The organism is Chryseobacterium sp. CS2K3 (genome assembly GCF_059515185.1).
This window is the reverse complement of record NZ_JCAKRW010000006.1, coordinates 14,820-37,041: the sequence shown is the minus strand read 5'-3', so window position 1 is coordinate 37,041 and position 22,222 is coordinate 14,820. Positions and strand designations below refer to the sequence as shown.

Genomic DNA, 22,222 nt, shown 5'->3' with positions numbered 1-22,222 from the left:
TTTTTGTTTTATTTCACTTGTTTAAAGCTTCCTCCTGATACTTTGTCTATTTTTGCATCCAGCTCAGGATCTCCTTTTAGCTTAACAGCAGCACCGGATGACACGCTTACTTTTAATTTATCTGTTACGAACAGAGAAAGGCTTGATCCGGATGTAGATTCTACTATTGCAGTATTTACTTTAAACTCATCCGCCTTACATGAAGAACCACTGTTAACATTCATATTAGCTGTATTTGCAGAACCTGATAAACCAACACTTGCTCCACTTGAAATATCTAAATTGATTTTAGGAACATTAATTTCAGTTTTTAATATGGAACCGGAGCCTACCACAACATTAGCAGCCTGTTTAATATTAAATTTACCTTTAATAATGGAACCTGATTCCGCGTCGATGTTCACGGCATTTTCAGCAATAGGATTCACGGCAGTAAATATACTTCCAGAAGAAGTTTTTATCCCGTTAATATGAGGCGATGAAACATTTACATTTAAATTTTTAAATCTCAGGTTTCTAGCTCCTTTATTATCTACATAGATCTTTAATACTCCGTTTTCAACTTCGGTAATTACGTTATGGAGTTTATCCGCATCAGCGATTACTTTTACACTTCTTGGGCTCTCCTGTTTATAGACAACATTTACTCCCATGCTTACGTCTATCCTTGAGAATTCTCCTACGTTTCTATTGTCTCCGTTAAGGTAAGAAGATGCATTTTCTGCCGTGAGATCATTCTTTAAAGCTGTTTTTGCCGGAACGGCTGCAATTTCTCCAGAGCTAATGATTTTATTAACATCGGACATCTTCATTTTCCCATTGAGAATAAAAATAACATTCTCATCTTTTGAGTCTACATTGAAAACAAGATTTTCAAGATAGTTATCCCTTTCTTCTTCAGCGAGGAATTTCATTGAGGCACCATCACTGTTCAGTGTCATCAGTTCGTTGAAATTCAGGGATTGTAAAGCGCGGTTAACTTTTTCGCTTTGTAGTACATTCAGTTTTATGTTCTGAATATTTTCATCCTTTAAATCATCCGGAAATGTTATTTTTGGGATAATCAGGATCTTAAGCCCATCAACCTCGTTCAATATAGGTTTTATTTTTCCAACATATGCATCATTAACATCTATTGTGTTCAATAGTTTGAACATAGGTTTTTTAATATTGATAGATGTAACTCCTCCATTCTTTTCAAAATCCTGAAAAAGTTTATTCAATTTATCAGTTTGCGCAGAATAAGTCGCAAAGCTGGTTAAAATCATTGCTATTATAAAAAATATTTTTTTCATGGGATTAATCAGGTTTTTTAGTATTCGCTGTCAAGATTTTCGTTTTTTTGAGAAGATGCTACAGTCTTTTTAAACTCGTTTCCAAGTTTCATAAAGGAATATTTTGCAACATCGATGGCTTCTTTTTCACTACTGATCCTTTTTCCGTTTACAATTACGTAAGAGTCATTATACATTGTGGAATCATTGGAGGTTTTGCTGCTAATAGAAGAATTATCTGCATATCTTGGCTTTCTTTCTTTTTTCAGCCTTCCTCTTTTTGGCAATATCTCATCCAGAACATCTTTTTCTGCAACAGAATTTTCCTGGAACACAGAATCCTTTTTTACTCCAGAAATTGAATCTGTATGATTCACTGCTACTTGCGCTTCATGATCCTTATTTTCTTCAATGAAATTTGATTTCTGTCTTAGCACTTCATCTTTTACCAGTTTTTCTTTATCCGACATCCCGGAATCTTTGTTATATAAGAATAATCCGATACCGAAAACCAACATTACACTGGCTGCCATCCAGAACCATTTAGGAAAAGAAGGCTTTTTCTTTTCTTCCAGCGGAATGATAGGAATTATATTTTCTTCAGATGCTGTACCTTCTGCTTTTTGAAGAAAATCTTCAAAACTCCAGTCCATTTTTTCTTCCTTTATATCCTGGAAGACTTTATCATATTTATCTTGTAATTGATCTTTTTTCATAGCTCATCAGTTGTGAGATTTGTTCTTTTACTTTTTGTCTCGCTCGCATAAGGTTTACCCTTACTGCATTTTCTTCCATTTCCAGCATTTCAGAAATTTCAGAAACATCATAGTCTTCTACATCTTTCAAGTGGATGACCATCTTCTGTTTTTCGGGGAGCTGATTGATAAATCCTATAATATGTTCCTTAAGGTTATCAACTTCCATACTATAAAGCTCCGATCTGTGAAGCTGCATATCCGCAAAGCCGATCTTTACATCGTGATGCTTAAGCCGGTTCAGACATTCGTTCCGGACGGACTTTAGTGCATAGGATTTAAAATTTCCAAACTGCCCAAGCTCATCCCTTTTCTGCCAAAACTTCATCATGAGATCCTGTACTACATCTTCTGCTTCATCGCTGCTCATGACGAATCGCTTCGCAAAACGATACATCTCGTCTTTGAGAATAAACACCGTATTCTTGAAAGTTTCCTGGGTCATGAGTTTTGTTTCTTATAGGTAAGACAACTAAAGTTTCAAATCTATTACATCAAAAATAAAAAAACTTCAAAAAAATTGAAGTTTTAAGTATAATTGGATTAATATGTATCAAAAATATGTTTAAGGATAGCCTTATCTTCCTCTGTTAAAGCCACTTTTCGTCTTGCCATAGCTCTTTCTGCCACTTCATAAACTTTATCAAGTTTAAATCTTTCATCATCTTTCAAGCCACCCCACGAAAAGTTCTCCACAAGATTGGGTGGAAAACCGGGTTTAAAAATATTGGAGGCAACCCCAATCACAGTTCCTGTATTTAATTGTGTGTTGATTGCCGTTTTGGAATGATCTCCCATAATAAGCCCGGCAAATTGTAATCCTGTATCTTCAAAAGCTTTGGCTCTGTAACTCCAAAATTTTACATTTCCGTAGTTATTTTTCATATTTGAAGAATTCGTGTCTGCACCGAAATTACACCATTCACCGATTACGGAATTTCCTACAAATCCTTCATGCCCTTTACTTGAGTATCCGAAAATGATAATATTATTGACTTCACCTCCTACTTTACAGTGTGGTCCTATTGTAGTTGCTCCGTAAATTTTTGCACCAAGATTGAATTTAGAATCATCACAAAGTGCAATTGGTCCACGAAGATGGCAACCTTCCATCACTTCAGTATTTTTACCGATATAAATTTTACCGGTTTTGGTATTGATCGTTGAAAATTCTACATAAGCTCCTTCTTCAATGAAAAGATCTTTTTTATCACCTAAAAAACCGTTTGTGGAAGATAATTCCTGAGAAATTCTTCCTTTGGTAACCAGATCAAAATCGAAATCGATGGCATGTTGATTATAAGTAAAGAGATCTTTAGGTTTTTTAAAGAAAATCAATTCTTCTTTGATATCAGTCATTTTTTCGATCTGATTCAAAGAAAATCCTCTCATATTAATTTTTGCAGCCACCAATTCATCTTCATACACCAATGCTTCTCCCTGCTTAAGATCTTTTATCTGCTGGATAACAGTTTCTGTGGGAATAAAGTTCGGAACCAGAAAGAGACTTTCTTTATCTTCCGGACTTTTAAATTTATCCTGAAGATATGTTTCTGTAAAATAGGTAACTTCGTTATTTCCCAGAATTTTTTGCCATCTCTCCGAGAATGTAAGGATTCCGCATCGCATTGCTGCAACAGGTCTGGTGAAAGTAAGCGGAAGGAAGTCTTCCCAATATTGTGCGTCTGAAAATACTAATTGCATTTTTTAGAAGTTAGAGATTAAAGGTTAGAAAACGAGAGACCAAAGACGAACTTTCAGTTTCTGCTTCTGTCTCAAACAAAAATACAAAAAGATGGGGAAAATTGGTGTAGAAGACAAGAGATAATAGACGAATAGATAATAGACCTGGAATGGGAAGGTTATATTTCACAATATTCTTCAATACTGTGTGGGGTTTGACTAAAGCCGATGGAATTTTTTTATTTTTTTAATGAACTAAAGTCCATTTCTATTGAATGGTAGGAGAAGAAAATATGAATAACTTATTCTGGATCGCTCCTGGATTATAGAAATAATAATGACATAGAACGTTCAGTAAAACATTGAGCTTGTCATTTGCAAGGATCTAAACACTCCTACAAAGCAAAAATAAAATTTACTCTGGTCTAATTATTTTATTTAATAATCTGTATCAGATTTTCAGGATTAGTCATATCCTACAATAAAAAAGTCTCCCAAATTATTGGAAGACTTTTTTATATTTTAAATTACAAAAATTACTTAGCGAATTTTTTGTATTTGTTCATGAACTTATCAACTCTACCTGCAGTGTCAACTAATTTAACTTTACCAGTGTAGAAAGGGTGAGAAGTTGAAGAGATTTCCATTTTGATTAGTGGGTACTCTTGTCCTTCGAACTCGATAGTGTCTTTTGTTTCTGCAGTAGACTTGCAAAGAAACACCTCGTCGTTACTCATATCTTTGAAAACAACAAGTCTATAATTTTCTGGGTGAATTCCGTTTTTCATAATACAATTTTTAAAAAAATTAAAGTTTGCTTTCGAAATAGTAATGGATATTTCTCTGCTAATTTTAGGTTGCAAAAGTACAACTTTTTTTCTAATTTCCAAATACTGAATCCAATATTTTTTTAATGATAAGAAATTCAAAGTATTTTCGTTAAATTTGGAACCTACTTAAACTTTAATTTCGATGAAATTCAAATTATTACTGGCTTTTTCTTTCTGGATGCTACTTGTCGCAGTATCATGTAATAAGGATGACATTACGTTTGATACTCCTTCCCAGCAGTTAAGTTTTTCAAAAGATACAGTGTTCTGTGACACGGTTTATCATCAGGTACGTTCAGAAACTTATGTTGTAAAAGTATATAATAATGAAGACAAGGATATTTTAATCCCAAGGGTGAATCTTGAAAAGGGGGCTACCTCATTATATAGAATCAATGTGGATGGAAAACCGGGATATGATTTTAAGGATGTTCCTTTAAGAAAAAAAGACAGTCTTTATATTTTCGTTGAGATTGCTCCGGTAGCCACAGGTCCAGAGGCTATTGCTGAGGACAGAGTAGTTTTCACAGGTCCGGCTGGGCAGCAGCATGTGACTTTATTTTCTGTAGTTCAGGACGCTGAGTTCTTTATTCAGACTCCTACCAATCCTAATATTATAACTTCTTCTACAACGTGGCATAATAATAAGGCTAAGATTATCTACGGAAATCTTACTATTGATGAAAATGTTGCTCTGGATATAGATCCGGGTACAAAAGTATACTTCCACAAAAACAGTGGGATGAAGGTTGCCAAAGGTGGTGTTTTGAATATCAATGGAACAAAGGATAATGAGGTAATTCTCCGTGGGGACAGAAATGATCCTTATTATGATACGATTTCTAAAAACTGGAATTCTATCAGAATGGAAGCTAATTCTATTCTGAATATGAACCATGCAAGACTTTTCGGAGGGACGAAAGGATTGGAACTTAGACAAACAAAAGCAAAAATTACGAATTCGTTTATTCATACATTCTTTGAATATGGAATTTACGCTGTAGGAGCTACTATTGATGCGAACAACCTGGTAATGAACAATTGCGGATTATCCTGTATCGGAATTTTCAGAGGTGGAAAGCATAATTATACTCACGCAACGATTGCCAACTATTCAAAATCTATGGGAACGTTTGACAGAAACGGTATTTTCGCAACGAATGAATGGAAAAATGATGCGGGACAAACTGAGCAAGGCGCTTTACAGGAGCTTAATATTAGAAACAGTATCGTTTATTCGGACAGAGATAATTCTGTACAGTTTGAGCAGACTCCCGGGCAGCAGTTTGAGTTTTTAATTCAAAATTGTCTGCTGAAATATTCCGGAACGTCTGAGGCTGGTTTCCCTTTTGATAATAATACAAAGGTGATACAAAGCATTAAAAATGAAGAGCCACAGTTTATGAATTATTTTATGGCAAAAATGAACCTGAGAGTAAAGTCTACATCTCCGGCACTTAATAAAGGAAATGTATCGGTTGCACAAACTGTACCTTTTGATATTGTAAATGTATCCAGAACTACTAATCCTACTCTTGGCGCTTATCAATAATGGAAATTACACAATTACAACAACAGGTTGATGAATGGATCAAGACCATCGGCGTAAGATATTTTAATGAGCTGACCAATATGGCAATGCTGACCGAAGAAGTAGGTGAAGTGGCAAGGATCATTGCAAGAAGGTATGGTGAGCAAAGTGAAAAGGAAAGTGACAAGAGTAAAGATCTTGGAGAGGAACTGGCAGATGTGCTTTTTGTAACATTATGCCTTGCTAACCAAACTGGAGTGAATCTACAGGATGCTTTTGACAGAAAAATGAAGATCAAGACGGATCGCGATAAGGACCGTCATCAGAATAATGAAAAATTAAAATAATTATAGATTATGAGTTATCAATCATCACGATATTGCTGACTCATAATTTTTTAATATCATGCAGTAAACAATAATGAAGAAGCTGGAAAAATCAAAATTAACAGGAAATAATACAGTACAGATCAGCGGTTCGAAGAGTATTTCGAATCGTTTATTGATTTTGGAAAGTTTATTTAAAAATATAACCATCGGGAATTTATCTAATTCTCAGGATACTCAATTACTTAAAAAGGCATTATCTGAAGTTACAGATGTGGTGGATATCCATCATGCGGGAACGGCAATGCGTTTTCTTACTTCATATTATTCTATTCAGGAAGGGAAAACAACTGTACTTACCGGCTCCGGAAGAATGAAAGAAAGACCTATTAAAAATTTGGTAAGTGCTTTAAGAGATCTTGGTGCTGAGATTGAATATATGGAAAATGAAGGTTTTCCGCCTTTAAAAATTACCGGAAAAAAGATTACACAGACTTCGGTGAATGTTCCTGCCAATATTTCCAGCCAGTTTATTACTTCTCTGCTTCTTATTGCAGGTAAGCTCGAAAATGGTTTGGAGATCCATCTCGTGGGTGAGATTACTTCAAGATCTTATATTGAAATGACTCTTGATATTCTGACAAGATTCGGAATTAAAAACAGTTTTGAAGGAAATACGATTAAAGTAGAGTCTTTCAATCCGGGTAATGAATCTGTATCAGACAGCTATGAGGTAGAAAGTGACTGGAGTTCGGCTTCTTACTTCTACTCTATTTGTGCGTTGGGAAGAGAAACTATTCATCTGAAAAGCTTTTATAAAACTTCTACTCAGGGAGATTCTGCAATTGCAAAAATATATGAAGATTTCTTTGGGATTAAAACGACTTTTACTGAAGAGGAGCACAAATTAACTTTGGAGCCTCAACAAGATTTTATTTTCCCTGAAAAGATCGTTCTGGATATGAATAACTGTCCGGATATTGCCCAAACGCTTTGTGTAACGGCTGCTGCTTTAAAGATTCCTTTTGAAATTTCAGGATTGGGAACGTTAAGAGTAAAAGAAACCGACAGACTTCAGGCATTATATAATGAACTGAAAAAACTGGGCACAGAGACAGAAATCACAGACCTTACCATTAAATCTGTCAGCTTTGGAGAGCCTGAGAGTGATATTTCCATTAAAACATATCAGGATCACAGAATGGCAATGAGCTTTGCACCGTTCTGTCTTATCAATGAGCTTACAATTGAAGATGAAGATGTAGTAGAAAAATCTTATCCGATGTTTTGGGAAGATCTTTCGGCTGTGATGCATTAATTTGAAAACTTTGTGAATGTGGTTATTTGAAAGGGTATGTGTACTTTTTCAAATGATCACATTCATTATTATATAACCACCATTTCATGAAAAAGTATTTATTTTTATTTGCCTTAGCACTTCCTTTGTCGCTTTGGGCACAATATCTTCTTCCTAATGAAGAAATCCTCTATTCCTTTGAGACAAAAGCCGGAAAGAAAATGGCTTTGGTAAAAGATAAAAAAGATGCCTATATCCAATACCGATTCGGAAGTAAAAATCATGTAGAAATGGAGTTTCCTGCTGAAAGAACAAAAGACAGCTGGAAAAAATTCAAATACAGATCCTATATGCGTGGCGGCGGTAAACAAAATGCTGCGATGGAGCTTAATTACTTAACTTTTACTAATAAGGATTACCAATATCAGCTATATAAAACTTATTATGCAGAAGATGGTTCTTACAATACAGGCATTACTGTAACTGATCATAAAGGCAAGGAAACTGATATTTCCGGAATCTATAAAACAATAAAAGGCTGTATGTGTAAGCTGGAGGAATCTGCATTGATAGAAAAAGAAGACACCGGATTATAATTTATGACTAATTATATGAAAAAGTTGCTCCCAACACACAACAACTTAATCATCTTTTAAAGTTAAATTAACTCCTGATCGTTTGAAATATTATTATTTTTAAGATACAATTAAAAATATAAACTATGTTCAAACACCACATGAAATATGTAAAAAGTTTTACACTTAGTATTTCGACGGCAGCTGTTTTATTTTCCTGTTCAGAAGGCACGCTTGAGAGAGATTCAAATGAGATGTCTACTATTGAAAAGGCAAGTTATAAGGTTGCTTCTCGAGCTACCATTGAAATGAACAGTTGGATGTCCGGTTTACAGGATAATATTTCAATTTCAAAAATTTCAATCCCGGGAACTCATGATTCCGGTGCGCGTGTAGATGCTCCTGTAGTATCAGGCACGGCGAAAACACAAGACCTCAGCATTACTGAACAACTGAATGCAGGTGTCCGTTTCCTGGATATTCGTTGCAGACATATAGATAATTCCTTTACGATTCATCATGGTGCGATTTATCAGAATTTAAATTTTGATGATGTGCTTAATGCCTGCTATTCATTTCTGGAAAGTCATCCTTCGGAAACGATTATCATGTCTGTAAAGGAGGAGCATGATCCTTCAAATAACACGAGAAGTTTTGAAAAAACGTTTGATGCATATGTTCAGAAAAACTCAGCAAAATGGAATCTTGGAACAAATATTCCGACCCTTGGAGAAGTAAGAGGAAAAATCAGATTGTTAAGAAGGTTCTCTGCTGAAACGGCAAAAGGTATCAACGCGACATCATGGGCGGACAATACAACTTTTGAAATCAATAATCCGGGTGCTCAATTAAAAGTTCAGGATTATTATAAGGTAACCAATAATGATGATAAATGGAATGGTATTTCCAATCTGCTCAACGAAGCAAAAAGCAGTAACAGCGACAAGCTTTTTATCAACTTTACAAGTGGTTATAAGCCTGGGATATTTGGTATTCCAAGTATTCCTACTGTTTCCAACAATATTAATCCAAGACTTAAAACATTCTTTCAATCCAATACGAAAGGGACTTTTGGAATTATGCCAATGGATTTTGTAAATGCAGAATTATCCGGGCTGATCGTGAAGACCAATTTCTAAATTAATTTATTTGTTAGATTTATTGTAAGGCTGTCTCTGTTTGGGATAGCCTTTGTATATTTTAAGCATTTTTACTCAGCTTAAGAAAAGAAAACGGGCAATTGTGGATAACTTCTATGTTATTAACATTTACAGATAAAAAAAAAGACTGTCTCAAAAGTGAAACAGTCATTATTATCTTTAAAACGGGAACCTATTTCTGAATCCCGTAAGCTGCAAGTATTTTATTAAATATCTCTGTATTTTCAAACAACCCTGTGAACTCTTTGGAATTCGGTCCGTATGCGAAAACACTTGAAGGAATGGAAGTATGATCATTGGTACTGAAATTTCCGAATATCCAGCCATCTTTTAAGCTTCCATCCAAAAGCGTCAGACCTCCGGTTTCGTGATCTCCTACTACCACAACCAGTGTTTCTTTATTTTCATCAGCAAATTTCATTGCTTTTCCTACAACATGGTCGAAATCTAACAACTCTGTTACAAGCTGTTCAATATTATTGCTGTGTCCGCCACCATCGGTTTGGGAAGCTTCCACCATCATAAAAAATCCTTTTTTGTTGTTCTTAAGATCATTTAAAGCAAGATCAAAGGCATCAGCAAGCCAGCTTCCTCTGCCGTCCGTTATACGTTTTGATGCTAAAGGATCAATAATCAAAGTCCGGTTATTAATTGTATTCACAGACTTCAGGTCATGATACAGATCTACTTTTGCGTCTTTTAATTTTTGTTCTGCCTCCTGTGTTAATCCGCTTGTGGGACCTCCAATGAGTATTTTTGCTTTGGAAGTGGCAAAATCTTTAAGAATAGGTTCCGAGCTGTTTCTGTTATCTGAATGTGCATAAAAATCTGCCGGCGTTGCATCCGTCACATCACCTGTAGAAATCAATCCTGAAACTAAACCTTTTTCTGCAACAATATCAGGAATCTGAGCCAGCGCTTTTCCCATATTATCTACGCCTACAAATGTATTTTTAGTTTTTACTCCTGTCGCAAAAGCTGTAGATCCCGGTGCAGAGTCTGTAACATAAGCATTGGAGGAATTGGTTTTGGATAAACCTGTAGACTTCATATTGAACACGTTCAGTTTTCCTTTATTGGCTGTAAAAGCTGCGTAATATTGTGGTAATGAAGTTCCATCAGGGATCAGAAGGATTACATTTTTCACTTTTTTATTTACTCCGTCTGTTTTATAGGTAGGAGCGTAAGTGCTGTACTCTTTTATATTTTTATAGAAATTTTTCGGAATAGCATTCATGAATTTTTTAAGGTCCGGAATATGATCAGTGTTGATATAATCTACTCCAATATCCATTAAATTCACCCAAGCATTAGGAAAATCAGGAGCTCCGTAAAAACGCATTGGCTTTTGCTGTGCATGAGCTTTCCCAACAGCATTTTTAATTTTTTCTGTTTCTTCATCTCTTGGAATACCTTTTCCATTCCATTTTACCAATCCTGGTAAATCTGCACTGAACATTCCTACTCTTTTTAGCTGATCAGGTGAATAATTTTTATCCAGATCGCCATCAAAATAAAGATAGCTTGGATAGTTTTTGAAATCTGCAGGTTCCGGTCTCCCTCCTGTTATGACAATTTTCACTCCTGAATTTCCGGTAATCTCAGGATATTTTTTTAATGTATTGACTAATGCTGAAAGCGTTGTTTTATAATCCTGCTTAATATCGATGAGCAACTGTAATTTTCTGGTTGCATCCGGATAAATATTTCCTTTATTCTTTTTTATCTGTTTTGAGATATTGTCCAGATACAGGCTTTCCAATGTTTTGTCTGCCGATAACTCCTTTTCTGTATGAGCCACCCATAATTTCCCTTTTACCAGAAATACATCTGCTTCAATGGAACCGAAATTGGCATAATAAGCATTCCAAAAAGGAACTTCCTGCATATAATCATTGTGAGAGTGAGCATTTCCTACATTATAATTTAAATAATTCTGAGCCTGACCTTCAGAAAAAAAAGCAAGTGCCAAAACACCTAATATCTTTGATAGTTTCATACGTATACTTTGATTGTTTTTATGGTAGCGGAATATTGTTTTAACATTCCACAAAACCCGTTAAAATACTATATCACCACAGAAATTCCTGTGATGATATAGTGGATAATATATAAGGTTAAAATTTACCAACCTTCGTTCTGTTTGATAATTCCGTGGCTATTTACGATCTCTACCTGCGGAACTGCCCATACATTATGGATTGTCGGATTGAAGTTTCTTGCAGCCCAAACCTCTTCTCCTGTAACTCCGTGTAAAGGTTGTGCATAAGCTGTCTGCGCATCTCCCCAGCGTACGAGATCTCTGTGTCTGTCTGCCCATTCACCGGCAAGCTCACAACGTCTTTCATGCTTAAGGTCCGCCATTTTACAATTGGTTTTTGGAGCTAATCCTGCACGCTGTCGGATCATATTAATTTCTACATCTCCATTTTTCCCCTGCATAATCAATGCTTCTGCTTTAATAAGAATTACCTCAGCATAACGCATAATCGGAATAGCAAGATCTGTACACGGATAATCTCCGTTTGCGCTTACATGTCCGGCTTTTAAATCATATTTGAAAGCATCCATATATTTATTGAACTGATATCCCGTGCGGCTGTTTTCCTTCTGATAAATTCTTGGTTTCGCATTAAAGGTAAACTGATCTCCCGGCTTTAGGATGGTTACACTTCTTCTAAGGTCGCCTGCTTCATATTCATCAAACAATTCTTTTGTCGGCTGAAAATATCCCCAACCGTTATATTCTCCCCAACCTTTATTTTCAAGCATTACACCTGGCAGGATACTTCCCCATGCAGTAAATTTAGGGGTACTCGGAACAGACCAGATGTATTCTGAACTGTAGTTATTATCTGCTTTGAAGACGTCTGCAAAATTCGGCAGCAAACTTCTACCTCCTTTTGTGATTACTTCATTTGCCCAATATTCTGCATTCTGATAGTCTTTCATAAACAGATATACCTTTGCAAGAAGTGCCCATGCAGCTGCTTTATGGGGTCTTCCGTAATCTGTTAGTGGCAATTCAGCCTGGCTGGGTAGTAATTCTGCCGCTCTTTTAAGGTCTGCTACGATATAATCATAGTTCATCTTAACATTAGCAGCTCTTGGAATTGGATTAGGGTCCGGTTCTTTTGTGCGGTCTATGATAGGAACTCCTGCCTTTTCATTTCCATAATTGGAAGCCAGCTCAAAGTACATTCTGCTGCTCATGAATAAGGCTTCCCCAAGATATTTATTCTTAACCGCTACAGAAGTCTGGATATTATCAATATTACGGATCACACGGTTTGCTACCCCTATTACATTGTATCTTTTATTCCATTGCGTTTCAAGATCACCCGCTGCGATGTAGTTACTGCTGAAATTCTTAGCATTGTCTGCCTCACTTTTTGTTCTTCCGGTTACCATATCATCACTTGCATTGATAAACCAGAAAAGCCCTCTACCGTAGAACTCTTCATTGAACAAGGGCTTATACATTGCATTCGCTCCCGTAATAAGGTCATTTTCCGTTTTCCAGAAACTGGCTTCTGTAGGAGTTCCTTCCGGCTGAACATCCAGTTCTCCTAAGCAGGACGTAAGCATTAAAACCATTCCCGATACTAAAAATATTTTATTGAAAAATTTCATTTTTTACTTTTTTTAATGTTAAAAATTATAATCCTACTTCCACTCCAAAGATGAATGAACGTGCTTGAGGATATCTTCCGGTATCTACACCGTAAGAATTCATTCCTACTTCAGGATCGAAGCCTGTATATTTTGTAATGGTGAATAAATTATTAGTGGTTACATACACTCGTACCCTACTCACATCCAGCGTCTTGTAAAGCTCTTTTGGTAATGAATATCCAATGGTAAGGTTCTTCAGTCTTAAATAAGATCCATCTTCCACATAGAAATCTGATACTTTTGAATAATTTCCTGCCGGGTCACCTTGTACTACTCTTGGGATATTTGTGTTTGTATTTTGAGGGGTCCATGCATTCAGGATATCCCGCTCCATATTATAATTTTGCCCTGTTCCGCCCGGATTCAGAGAAATAAACTTCAGCCCGTTGAATATTTTATTACCATAAACTCCCTGGAAGAATACATTTAAATCAAAGTTTTTCCACGTCATATTGTAAGAGAATCCATATGAGAATTTAGGATAAGGACTTCCTAAATTGACAAAGTCTGTATTATCAAGAGTTCCTGTATTTCCATCTTTTTTCAGGAATTTGATGTCTCCCGGCTTTGCATTGGGCTGAATTAAATTCCCTTTGGAATCTCTATAATTATCAATTTCAGACTGAGACTGGAAAATTCCGCCGGTTTTGTATCCATAAAAAGAATATAAAGGATCCCCGACTTTTACACGGGTAGGTTTCAATACGCCTCTGATACCATTATCATTTATAAATATCTCATCTACATTCGCCAGCTGCTTCACCGTATTTTTTAGTTGACTGAAAGTAGCTCCTATGGAATAAGTAAAATCACCTGACTTTTTACTGTTGTAATTGATGCCTACTTCATATCCTTTATCCTGGAATAATCCCGCATTTACATACTGATTATTATAAGTAGCGGTACTTGGTAAGCTTACATTAAAGATCTGATCTTTGGAATTTTTCACAAAGTAGTCAAACTGTAAGGAAAGGCTGTTTTGTAAGAAAGAAGCATCTACACCAAAGTTGGTTTGCTCAGATTTTCCCCATTTCAGATCCGGATTAGGTCGGGTAGTCGCATAATAAGCAATATTCTGAGATGGATCTTTACCGAAAATAATATTATTATCTCTGGTCATTAAAGGATTTACAGCCTGTGGAGAAATACCGCCAAGGTTTCCTAAAATACCGTAACTGCCCCTAAGCTTTAAACTGGAAAGCCATGAAAGATCTTTCATAAAATTTTCTCTGGAAACGACCCAGGCTCCTGAAAGGGCATAATAATTTGCAAAACGGTTCTGCTTTGCCACCAATGAAGATCCGTCACGTCTTCCCAGTACACTTACAATATATTTTCCTGCATAATCATAGTTTACCCTTGCCAGATAAGAGACTAAAGCCTGCTTGTATCTATAACTTGAAACATCTTTATTGGTATCTGCGGCGTTCTGAAGATACTGGAAAACCTCTGCTTCACTTCTGAAATCAAAAGATCTCGCAAGAAAACCATCTTCTGTCGTTTTCTGAAAAGTAAAACCACCAAGGAAATCAAAATTATGTTTGCCAAGAGCCAGTTTATAGGTAAGAAGCTGCTCTGCAAGAACTGTTGCGGAATTGTTTGATTGATATTCCAGATTATTGGTATCAAAAATTTTCCCGACTTCAAGAACTCTGTAAGTAAAGTTTTTGGTATCTCCTATTTTAAAAGTCTGTGAAAAATTGGATCGGAATTTTAAATCTTTTGCTAACGTAATTTCTGCATAAGGATTGATCAGGATCTCGTGTGTAGGATTTCTGAGATTGATTCTTTTAAGATAGGCTACCGGATTGATCATATCTCCATATCCTCCCGCCACGTTGATCGGCAACCCAGAATAGGCACCTGATGGTGTATATACCGGAACATTGGGCGGATAATACATTGCTGCTACAATGGCACCAGTGTAACCACTTTTTGTGTCTGCTGTATTTCCGTCAGAGTAATTATAGTACATATTTTCTCCAATCGTTAACCAGTCTTTTACTTTATGTTCGGAATTAACTCTGAAGTTATATCTTTTTGCCTGAGTATTTAATAAAATTCCCTCAAGGTTTCTATGATTCATCCCAACGAAATATCGTGATTTTTCATTTCCGCCACTAAGGTTCATATTGTATTCCTGGATGGTTCCTGTACGGAAAATTTCTTTCATCCAGTCTGTTTTGGTAATTCTTCCTTCCGGATATAGCTCAGGATTGAATGCTTTGGGTAAACTTCCCAGCTTGTCTGCATTTTTAAATGCCTGATACATTACATCCTGAAATTCTGCCGCATTTAAGGATTCTTTCAGCCTCCATGCCTGATTCACCCCGTATTTAACATCAAAGTCTACTGTTAAGTTTCCTTTTTTCCCTTTTTTGGTCGTAATTAGAATAACTCCTCCTGAAGATCTTGCTCCATAAATGGCAGCTGAGGCATCTTTAAGAACAGAGATATCCTGAATATCATTCGGGTTAATAGAAGGTGTTCCATTAAATACCACTCCATCTACAACATACAGTGGCGTCTCTCCATTTATTCCTCCCAGACCACGTATGTTTACTTTAGGTGAGCCATTAGGATCTCCTCCTTCGTTCACTACGGTAACGCCCGGAGCTTTTCCCTGAAGTACATCTCCTACTCCGGATAAGGATCTGGAAGTAAGTTTATCTAAAGAAGCTTCCGTAACAGCACCGGATACTTTACTTTTTTTCTGTGTTCCGTATCCTACAACAACAATCTCATCGATGGATTTTTCTTTTAAGCTGTCTTTTTTTTGAGATAGAAACATCGGTGAAGCTGATATTGCCCCAATAAGTAATACCCTACCCGTTAAATAAGCTACTGAGACAGGGGTTTTAAATACAATCATGACATCCTTTTTAATTAGATGCAAAATTAGAACAGCCCTTTCTCTCTTATCATTAAGGTTTTCTTATGTTTTTATTAACAAATTTTAGATATTTTCAAAAATACATCAACCATAATTCGTGAATAAACAATACTATAAATGGATAAAATAATTATTTTATTAATATTCAATACATAATTGATATTAAATTTCTTTTAATTTTATTATCAAACGGAGACCATATAAAATTCGATTGAAGCTATTTTTCAGATATAATAAATGACAGACTTCATTATTCTTTTTTTACATTTGCTGAAAATAGATTTTACCTTGTTCATTAATAGACAGGAAAAAATTAAACAATATAAAAATCATAGGATTAAATGACCATTATTATCACAGGAACCTCATCAGGAATTGGATTTGCATTAGCCGAATATTTTGGTAAAAAAGGGCATAAAGTATACGGTTTGAGCCGCAAATACACAGAAAGCCAACACTTTCAATCTATCCCGACTGATGTTACTGATAACACGGCTGTTCTGAATGCCATTGCAGAAGTTCTGAAAACTGAAACACGAATTGATGTGCTGATCAATAATGCCGGAATGGGAATGGTAGGCGCTGTAGAAGATTCTACAAAAGAAGATATCCTGAAGTTATTCAGTCTGAATCTTGCAGGTGCTGTTCAGATGATGAGCGCTGTTCTTCCGAATATGCGTGGGAATAAATTCGGAAAAATCATCAATGTATCCAGTATTGGAAGTGAAATGGGACTTCCTTTCCGTGGTTTTTATTCCGCTTCAAAGTCTGCATTGGATAAGGTAACTGAAGCGATGAGGTATGAAGTATACCCTTGGAATATTGATGTATGCACGCTTCATTTGGGAGATATCAAGACCAATATTGCAGATAACAGAGTCATTGCACAGGTTTCCCAACCTTATAAAAATGTATTTGATAAAGTATATTCTTTAATGAATGCTCATGTGGATGAAGGAACAGAGCCCGTAGCAGTAGCAGAATACATTGAAAAACTTTTAGGAAAAAAGAAGTGGAAGGCTCATTATTATTTTGGTAAATTCGGGCAGAAGATAGGTGTTCCGTTGAAGTGGCTTCTTCCGCAGAATACTTATGAGAATTTAATGAAGAAATATAATAAACTGGATTAGTTTCAGTTATTAAAAAGTTAATTAATTACTTTAAACCTTACTAAGCATTAAGCTGTTTCTAAAAATATTTTTTGTTCTTTTCTGCGTTTTTGTACAAGCGCAGAAAAAGCAGTATTGGCTTATTGATACAGAGACAAAGGTTAAGAAAAAAGTAAAAGATTCCGTTTCTGCAGTAAAGTTCCTGGACTCTCTGGCTCAGAACAATTATTTTTTTACTCAGCTGAAAGATGTAAAAATTAAAGGTGACAGCACGGAGATTTTTTATGATAAAGGAAAGAACTTTAATGAAACCTATGTGAATCTTTCAGATTCTATTGTTCAGAAATTAAAAGTTCAGAAAGATTTTTTCACTAAAAATTTAGATTCTACAAAAAAAAGTATCAACAAAAGTTATATTGATGACGGATATTCTTTCAGTAGAATTAAATCAAAATATAAAGGACAGAAAAATGGTTTTCCCGTTGTAGAGCTTGATATCAATAAAAATGATAAAAGAACGATTGACGGTTTCGTTGTAAAAGGTTACGAAAAAGTTCCCAAAAGGTTCATCAAAAACCTGGAAAAGGAATTTAAAGGGAAAAATTATGACGATAAAAACCTTCTTGCCATCAACAAAAATTTTCAAAGCCACCCTTTCCTGATCCTTGAAAGACAGCCACAGACTTTATTCACGAAAGATTCTACCAATATTTACCTGTTTTTGGAGAAGAAAAAGACCAATACCTTTGACGGGGTAATCGGTTTTGGTAATGATAAGACTGATAAGTTTACTTTAAACGGAACCATGAACGTAAATTTCAGAAATATGTTCAATGGCTTTGAAGCAATTAATCTATATTGGCAGAGAAACCCTGATAAGGGGCAGACTTTCGACCTCCAGGTGGATATCCCTTATCTTTTAAAGTCTAATATCGGGATGAATACAAAGGTGAATATCTACAGGCAGGATTCCACCTTCGCAAATGTAAAGTTTCTTCCTGCTTTTTATTATCATATTAACAACCGTAATAAAATCGGGTTCAGAGCGACTCTTGAAACATCTACAATTATTGATACACTGTATACTCAAGGAAGGGACTACAATAAAAGAGGAATCGGAGTATGGTTTGAAATGACGGAGCCTACAGATATTGATCTTTTTCTTCACAAAACAAGGATCAATGCCGGATATGATTATTTAACAACCACTTATACCGAAGGAAATATAAAATCTACGCAGAATCAGTTTTATTTCTCAGGAGAACATAATTACCATATTTCCGGAAATCATTTTCTGAATATTAAAGCAGAAGGTGCACTAATGGATTCTAAAATGGCGCTTTCCACCAATGAATTATACCGTTTCGGGGGCTGGAACTCTATGCGGGGCTTCAATGAAAACTCCCTCGCCGCCGATTTTTATTATTACGGAGGCTTAGAATACCGATACCTCATCGGAAATCAGGCATTCTTTGATCTCTTTGGACAATACGGACAGCTGAATAATAAATCTTTGAATGTAAAACCTAAGCTCTACAGTGTCGGGCTCGGTTTCAATTTCTTTATTCCGATTGGGCTGATGAGTTTCCAGCTTTCTAATGGTAATGAGTTTGGAAATCCTTTTAAATTCAATGATATCAAGATTCACTGGGGAATCTTGAGTAGATTTTAGGTTTCCGACATCCTGCTTAACAGAGTATATTCTAATTATTTCTATCCATATATCATTGAAAATTACTGTATCACAAAGGTGCTCAGTTATTTTGAACTTCAGTACCTTCCATCATATTATAATAAAACAAAATTTTCTATACGGGCTGCTTTATCTATTTTACCAATTCGTTAATTATTTCCATCAATAAATACATAAATCGTATTTTTATTTTAATATGACCTTAAAATACACGTAATAATGCGCGGTTAAATTTGCATTCAAAAAAAATGAAGAAAACTTTAGCCACGTGTGCAGTTTTTTTGCTTCCCTTATATATTACAGCTCAGGAAATTAACATTTCAGGAAATGTAAAATCTGAAAACGGCATCAGTGTTTCAGGCGTCAATATCACTGATAAAAACACAGGAAATACCGCCACAACAGACGAAAACGGGAATTTTACTATTTCAGCTAATCCTAAAGACATCCTTGAATTCTTTTCACCTGATTTTTCTTTATATACGGTAGAAGTTTCTTCAAAAAAGCAATATTCTGTTGTTTTAAGGAAAACCAATGAAAAACAGATTGAAGGTGTTGTAATTACCGCGCTGGGAATCGCCAAGAAAAAGGAAAAGATCGGATATTCTACACAGGAAGTGGGAACGAAACAATTTGAAACGATCACTACTCCAAGTATTGGTAATTTATTTTCAGGACAAGTAGCGGGATTGAATGTTTCTAACCCTACGGGAATGCAGCAGGCTCCACAGTTTACATTAAGAGGAAATTCCAATTTGGTTTTTGTGATTGATGGAGTGATTGTGGAAAAAGAGGTTTTCCAGAATTTAGATCCTAATAATATAGAAAACATCAACGTACTGAAAGGTGCCACTGCTTCGGCTCTTTATGGCTCAAGAGGTAGATACGGAGCAATTCTGATCACGACAAAAAGCGCTAAAAAGAAGGGATTTTCTGTAGAGTTTTCTCAAAATACAATGATTACAGGAGGGTTTACCAATCTTCCGAAAACTCAGACGGAATATGGTAACGGTTCTCATGGAAAATATGAATTCTGGGACGGAGCTGACGGTGGGGTGAATGACGGAGATATGATCTGGGGACCAAAATTTGTTCCCGGATTAAAAATTGCGCAGTGGAACAGCCCTATCAGAGATAAGGTAACCGGACAGGTTATTCCCTGGTATGGAGCAGTAACAGACACTCAGTATAATGATAAATCAAGATATGAGAGGGTTCCTATTGAATGGAGATACCATGACAACCTAAAGACCTTTCTAAAGCCGGCTGTTATCAACAATAATAATTTCGCGATCAGCTATAGGAATAATAAAGATGTATACAGGCTTTCCGGAAATTTCATGAATTATGATGACAGGGTTCCGAATTCATATCTACAGAGATACGGAGTGAATTTTTCTTCTGAAAACCACATCAGTGATAAATTTGTCTTTGATACGAAATTTAACTTCAACCAGACTTTTACACCTAACGTTCCCAACTACGAGTACAATCCGAGCGGACACATGTATACCATCCTGATCTGGATGGGTGGCGACGTAGATGGAAAAGCTTTAAGAAATCATATGTGGGTGCCTGGAAGAGAAGGAGTGGCACAGGCAAACTGGAACTATGCCTGGTACAACAATCCCTGGTTCGGAGCTGAATATTATAAGAATCAGAACAGAACGAATATTATTAATGCCCAAACAGGATTAGAGTATAAAGCGACAAAAGATTTCTCGGTAAAAGGTAAAATTTCCCTTGTTGAAAATCATAGTAAATCTGAAACCTTCAGCCCCTATTCCTACTTCAATTACAGCGCACCAAGAAGCGGAGGTTATATTTTAAAAGATTTGAAGACCTGGAATCTGAACTACGATGTACTCGCCACCTATAAGAAAAAGATTTCTGAAAATTTTGATTTCACCATCAATGCCGGAGGTTCTGCATTTTACTTTAAAAATAACAACAATGAAACTTCTACAGATGGTTTGAGAGTTCCTGAAGTTTATACCTTCGAAAATTCCATCGGGAATATCAAAAAATACAGATACCTGAAGGAAAAATTGATCTATAGTGCTTATTCTACGATTGATATTGGATTATACAATGCATTTTTCATCAATATTTCCGGACGTAATGACTGGTCTTCTACACTTCCTAAAGCCAACAGATCGTATTTCTATCCATCAGCTTCCATCAGTGCCGTTATTTCCAACCTGGTAAAACTCCCTGAAGCTGTTAATATGCTGAAACTTTCTGCTTCATGGGCAAAAGTGGCTTATGACTTCCAGCCTTATTCCATCAGGAATTATTATATGAATGATAAAGGAATCAGCTTTAACGGCAATCCTACCTACTATTATCCTACAGCTTTAAACATTGAAAATTCATTAAAGCCGGAACAGACCAAATCTTATGAATTAGGATTAAGCGCAGGGTTTCTTAATAACAGAATCACTTTAGATGCGACCTATTTCAGAACACTGGATTACAACAACATTCTTGAATTCCCGACTGCAGAATCTTCAGGCTTTATTTCCCAGTATGTGAATGGAAATGAATACACAACCAAAGGATTTGAAATCTCTCTTGGAATGGTTCCTGTAAAAACATCGGACTTCACCTGGAAAACGTTGATCAACTGGAGTACTTACGAACAAAAGCTGACTTCTATTTATGATAATATGCCTAACTACAACAACATCAAGCTAGGTGAAAGAATGGACAGCTATTATGATTATACCTGGCAAAAATCTCCGGATGGAAAAGTAATTCTGGACGCGAAATCAGGAATGCCAACGAGAGCTGATGCTCCTAGTAATCTTGGGCACTTCAATCCGGACTGGACTTTTGGTTTCAACAATACCTTTAAATATAAAAAGCTTTCTCTCAATATAGGGATCGACGGAAGCATCGGTGGTATCATGAGATCGCAGGTGGTGGAAAAAATGTGGTGGGGCGGAAAACATCCGAACTCCGTTGCTTACAGAGATCTTGAATATGCAAAACCAGGAAAGTATTATTTTGTGCCGGATGGTGTAAACTATGATCCTACTACGGGTAAATATACTAAGCACACCAAAGCAATCAGTTTCCAGGACTGGGCACAGAACTATCCGTATCAGGCAAGGGTAACACAGGATGAAAGTGAAGAATTCGCGAATGTTTTTGACAGAACCTTTATCAAGCTAAGATCTGTAGTGCTGGAATATGATTTCTCTTCATTACTGAATCCAAAAGGAATGATAAAAGGTTTTACAGCTAATATCTCCGCGTACAATCTTGCTATGTGGAAAAAATCAAAAAACCTTTATTCTGATCCTGACTTCCAGATCAAAACAGGAAGAAAGGATGATGTTACGAATGATATTCAGGATCCTTCAAGCAGATGGTTCGGATTAGGGTTTAATCTTAAGTTTTAACTAAAAAGTACGTC

General features: G+C 36.0%; 16 protein-coding genes. 8 read left to right on the top strand and 8 right to left on the bottom strand.

Going from position 1 to position 22,222, the window contains the following annotated elements; genetic code table 11:
• Positions 1-8: 8 nt before the first annotated feature.
• The 5 genes from AC5YGG_RS11705 to AC5YGG_RS11685 form a co-directional block, all read right to left on the bottom strand.
• The gene (locus tag AC5YGG_RS11705) at positions 9-1,295 is read right to left on the bottom strand and encodes a DUF4252 domain-containing protein (protein ID WP_496144675.1); all 1,287 of its coding nucleotides are present in this window, start codon (positions 1,293-1,295) and stop codon (positions 9-11) included.
• A gap of 17 nt (positions 1,296-1,312) precedes the next feature.
• On the bottom strand, positions 1,313-1,990 hold the full coding sequence (locus tag AC5YGG_RS11700; RefSeq protein ID WP_496144674.1) for a hypothetical protein: 678 nt from the start codon (positions 1,988-1,990) through the stop codon (positions 1,313-1,315).
• Positions 1,965-2,474 (bottom strand): GFO_1088 family ECF-type sigma factor, encoded by a 510-nt coding sequence (locus AC5YGG_RS11695; protein ID WP_076551732.1) that lies wholly within the window; start codon positions 2,472-2,474, stop codon positions 1,965-1,967. Before AC5YGG_RS11695 ends, AC5YGG_RS11700 begins: the two co-directional genes overlap by 26 nt.
• A 98-nt stretch (positions 2,475-2,572) precedes the next feature.
• Entirely contained in the window at positions 2,573-3,733 is a 1,161-nt protein-coding gene (locus AC5YGG_RS11690) for a putative sugar nucleotidyl transferase (protein ID WP_496144673.1), read from the bottom strand.
• 515 nt (positions 3,734-4,248) lie between these two features.
• Entirely contained in the window at positions 4,249-4,500 is a 252-nt protein-coding gene (locus tag AC5YGG_RS11685) for a type B 50S ribosomal protein L31 (protein ID WP_027375398.1), read from the bottom strand.
• 184 nt (positions 4,501-4,684) lie between these two features.
• On the opposite strand from AC5YGG_RS11685, the gene AC5YGG_RS11680 reads away from it, so the two are divergent.
• The 5 genes from AC5YGG_RS11680 to AC5YGG_RS11660 all read left to right on the top strand — a co-directional run bounded on the left by AC5YGG_RS11680 (position 4,685) and on the right by AC5YGG_RS11660 (position 9,410).
• Entirely contained in the window at positions 4,685-6,094 is a 1,410-nt protein-coding gene (locus tag AC5YGG_RS11680) for a hypothetical protein (protein ID WP_496144672.1), read from the top strand.
• Positions 6,094-6,420 (top strand): nucleotide pyrophosphohydrolase, encoded by a 327-nt coding sequence (locus tag AC5YGG_RS11675; RefSeq protein WP_065395382.1) that lies wholly within the window; start codon positions 6,094-6,096, stop codon positions 6,418-6,420. The genes AC5YGG_RS11680 and AC5YGG_RS11675 overlap by 1 nt, the downstream gene beginning before the upstream one ends.
• 73 nt (positions 6,421-6,493) lie before the next feature.
• Positions 6,494-7,717 carry a 3-phosphoshikimate 1-carboxyvinyltransferase gene (locus AC5YGG_RS11670; protein WP_496144671.1) on the top strand — a complete coding sequence of 408 codons (1,224 nt, stop codon included), beginning with the start codon at positions 6,494-6,496 and terminating at the stop codon, positions 7,715-7,717.
• Between the two features lie 86 nt (positions 7,718-7,803).
• Positions 7,804-8,292: a hypothetical protein gene (locus AC5YGG_RS11665; protein WP_496144670.1), complete on the top strand. Its 489-nt coding sequence runs from the start codon at positions 7,804-7,806 to the stop codon at positions 8,290-8,292.
• A 125-nt stretch (positions 8,293-8,417) separates the two neighbouring features.
• Positions 8,418-9,410, top strand: coding sequence for a phosphatidylinositol-specific phospholipase C (locus AC5YGG_RS11660; RefSeq protein ID WP_496144669.1), 993 nt, complete (start codon positions 8,418-8,420; stop codon positions 9,408-9,410).
• 193 nt (positions 9,411-9,603) lie between these two features.
• On the opposite strand, the gene AC5YGG_RS11655 is transcribed toward AC5YGG_RS11660, so the two are convergent.
• From AC5YGG_RS11655 to AC5YGG_RS11645, 3 genes are all read right to left on the bottom strand, one after another.
• Positions 9,604-11,430 (bottom strand): alkaline phosphatase, encoded by a 1,827-nt coding sequence (locus tag AC5YGG_RS11655; protein ID WP_496144668.1) that lies wholly within the window; start codon positions 11,428-11,430, stop codon positions 9,604-9,606.
• A 125-nt stretch (positions 11,431-11,555) separates the two neighbouring features.
• On the bottom strand, positions 11,556-13,064 hold the full coding sequence (locus AC5YGG_RS11650; RefSeq protein ID WP_496144667.1) for a RagB/SusD family nutrient uptake outer membrane protein: 1,509 nt from the start codon (positions 13,062-13,064) through the stop codon (positions 11,556-11,558).
• A gap of 25 nt (positions 13,065-13,089) precedes the next feature.
• Entirely contained in the window at positions 13,090-15,978 is a 2,889-nt protein-coding gene (locus AC5YGG_RS11645; RefSeq protein ID WP_496144666.1) for a SusC/RagA family TonB-linked outer membrane protein, read from the bottom strand.
• Positions 15,979-16,340: 362 nt separating this feature from the next.
• Here AC5YGG_RS11645 and AC5YGG_RS11640 point away from each other — a divergent pair, with 362 nt between their 5' ends.
• The 3 genes from AC5YGG_RS11640 to AC5YGG_RS11630 all read left to right on the top strand — a co-directional run bounded on the left by AC5YGG_RS11640 (position 16,341) and on the right by AC5YGG_RS11630 (position 22,208).
• Complete coding sequence (locus AC5YGG_RS11640) at positions 16,341-17,129, top strand: SDR family oxidoreductase (RefSeq protein WP_496144665.1); 789 nt, start codon at positions 16,341-16,343, stop codon at positions 17,127-17,129.
• A gap of 295 nt (positions 17,130-17,424) precedes the next feature.
• On the top strand, positions 17,425-18,780 hold the full coding sequence (locus tag AC5YGG_RS11635; RefSeq protein ID WP_496144664.1) for a BamA/TamA family outer membrane protein: 1,356 nt from the start codon (positions 17,425-17,427) through the stop codon (positions 18,778-18,780).
• 269 nt (positions 18,781-19,049) lie between these two features.
• Positions 19,050-22,208, top strand: coding sequence for a SusC/RagA family TonB-linked outer membrane protein (locus tag AC5YGG_RS11630; protein WP_496144663.1), 3,159 nt, complete (start codon positions 19,050-19,052; stop codon positions 22,206-22,208).
• Positions 22,209-22,222 lie beyond the last annotated feature (14 nt).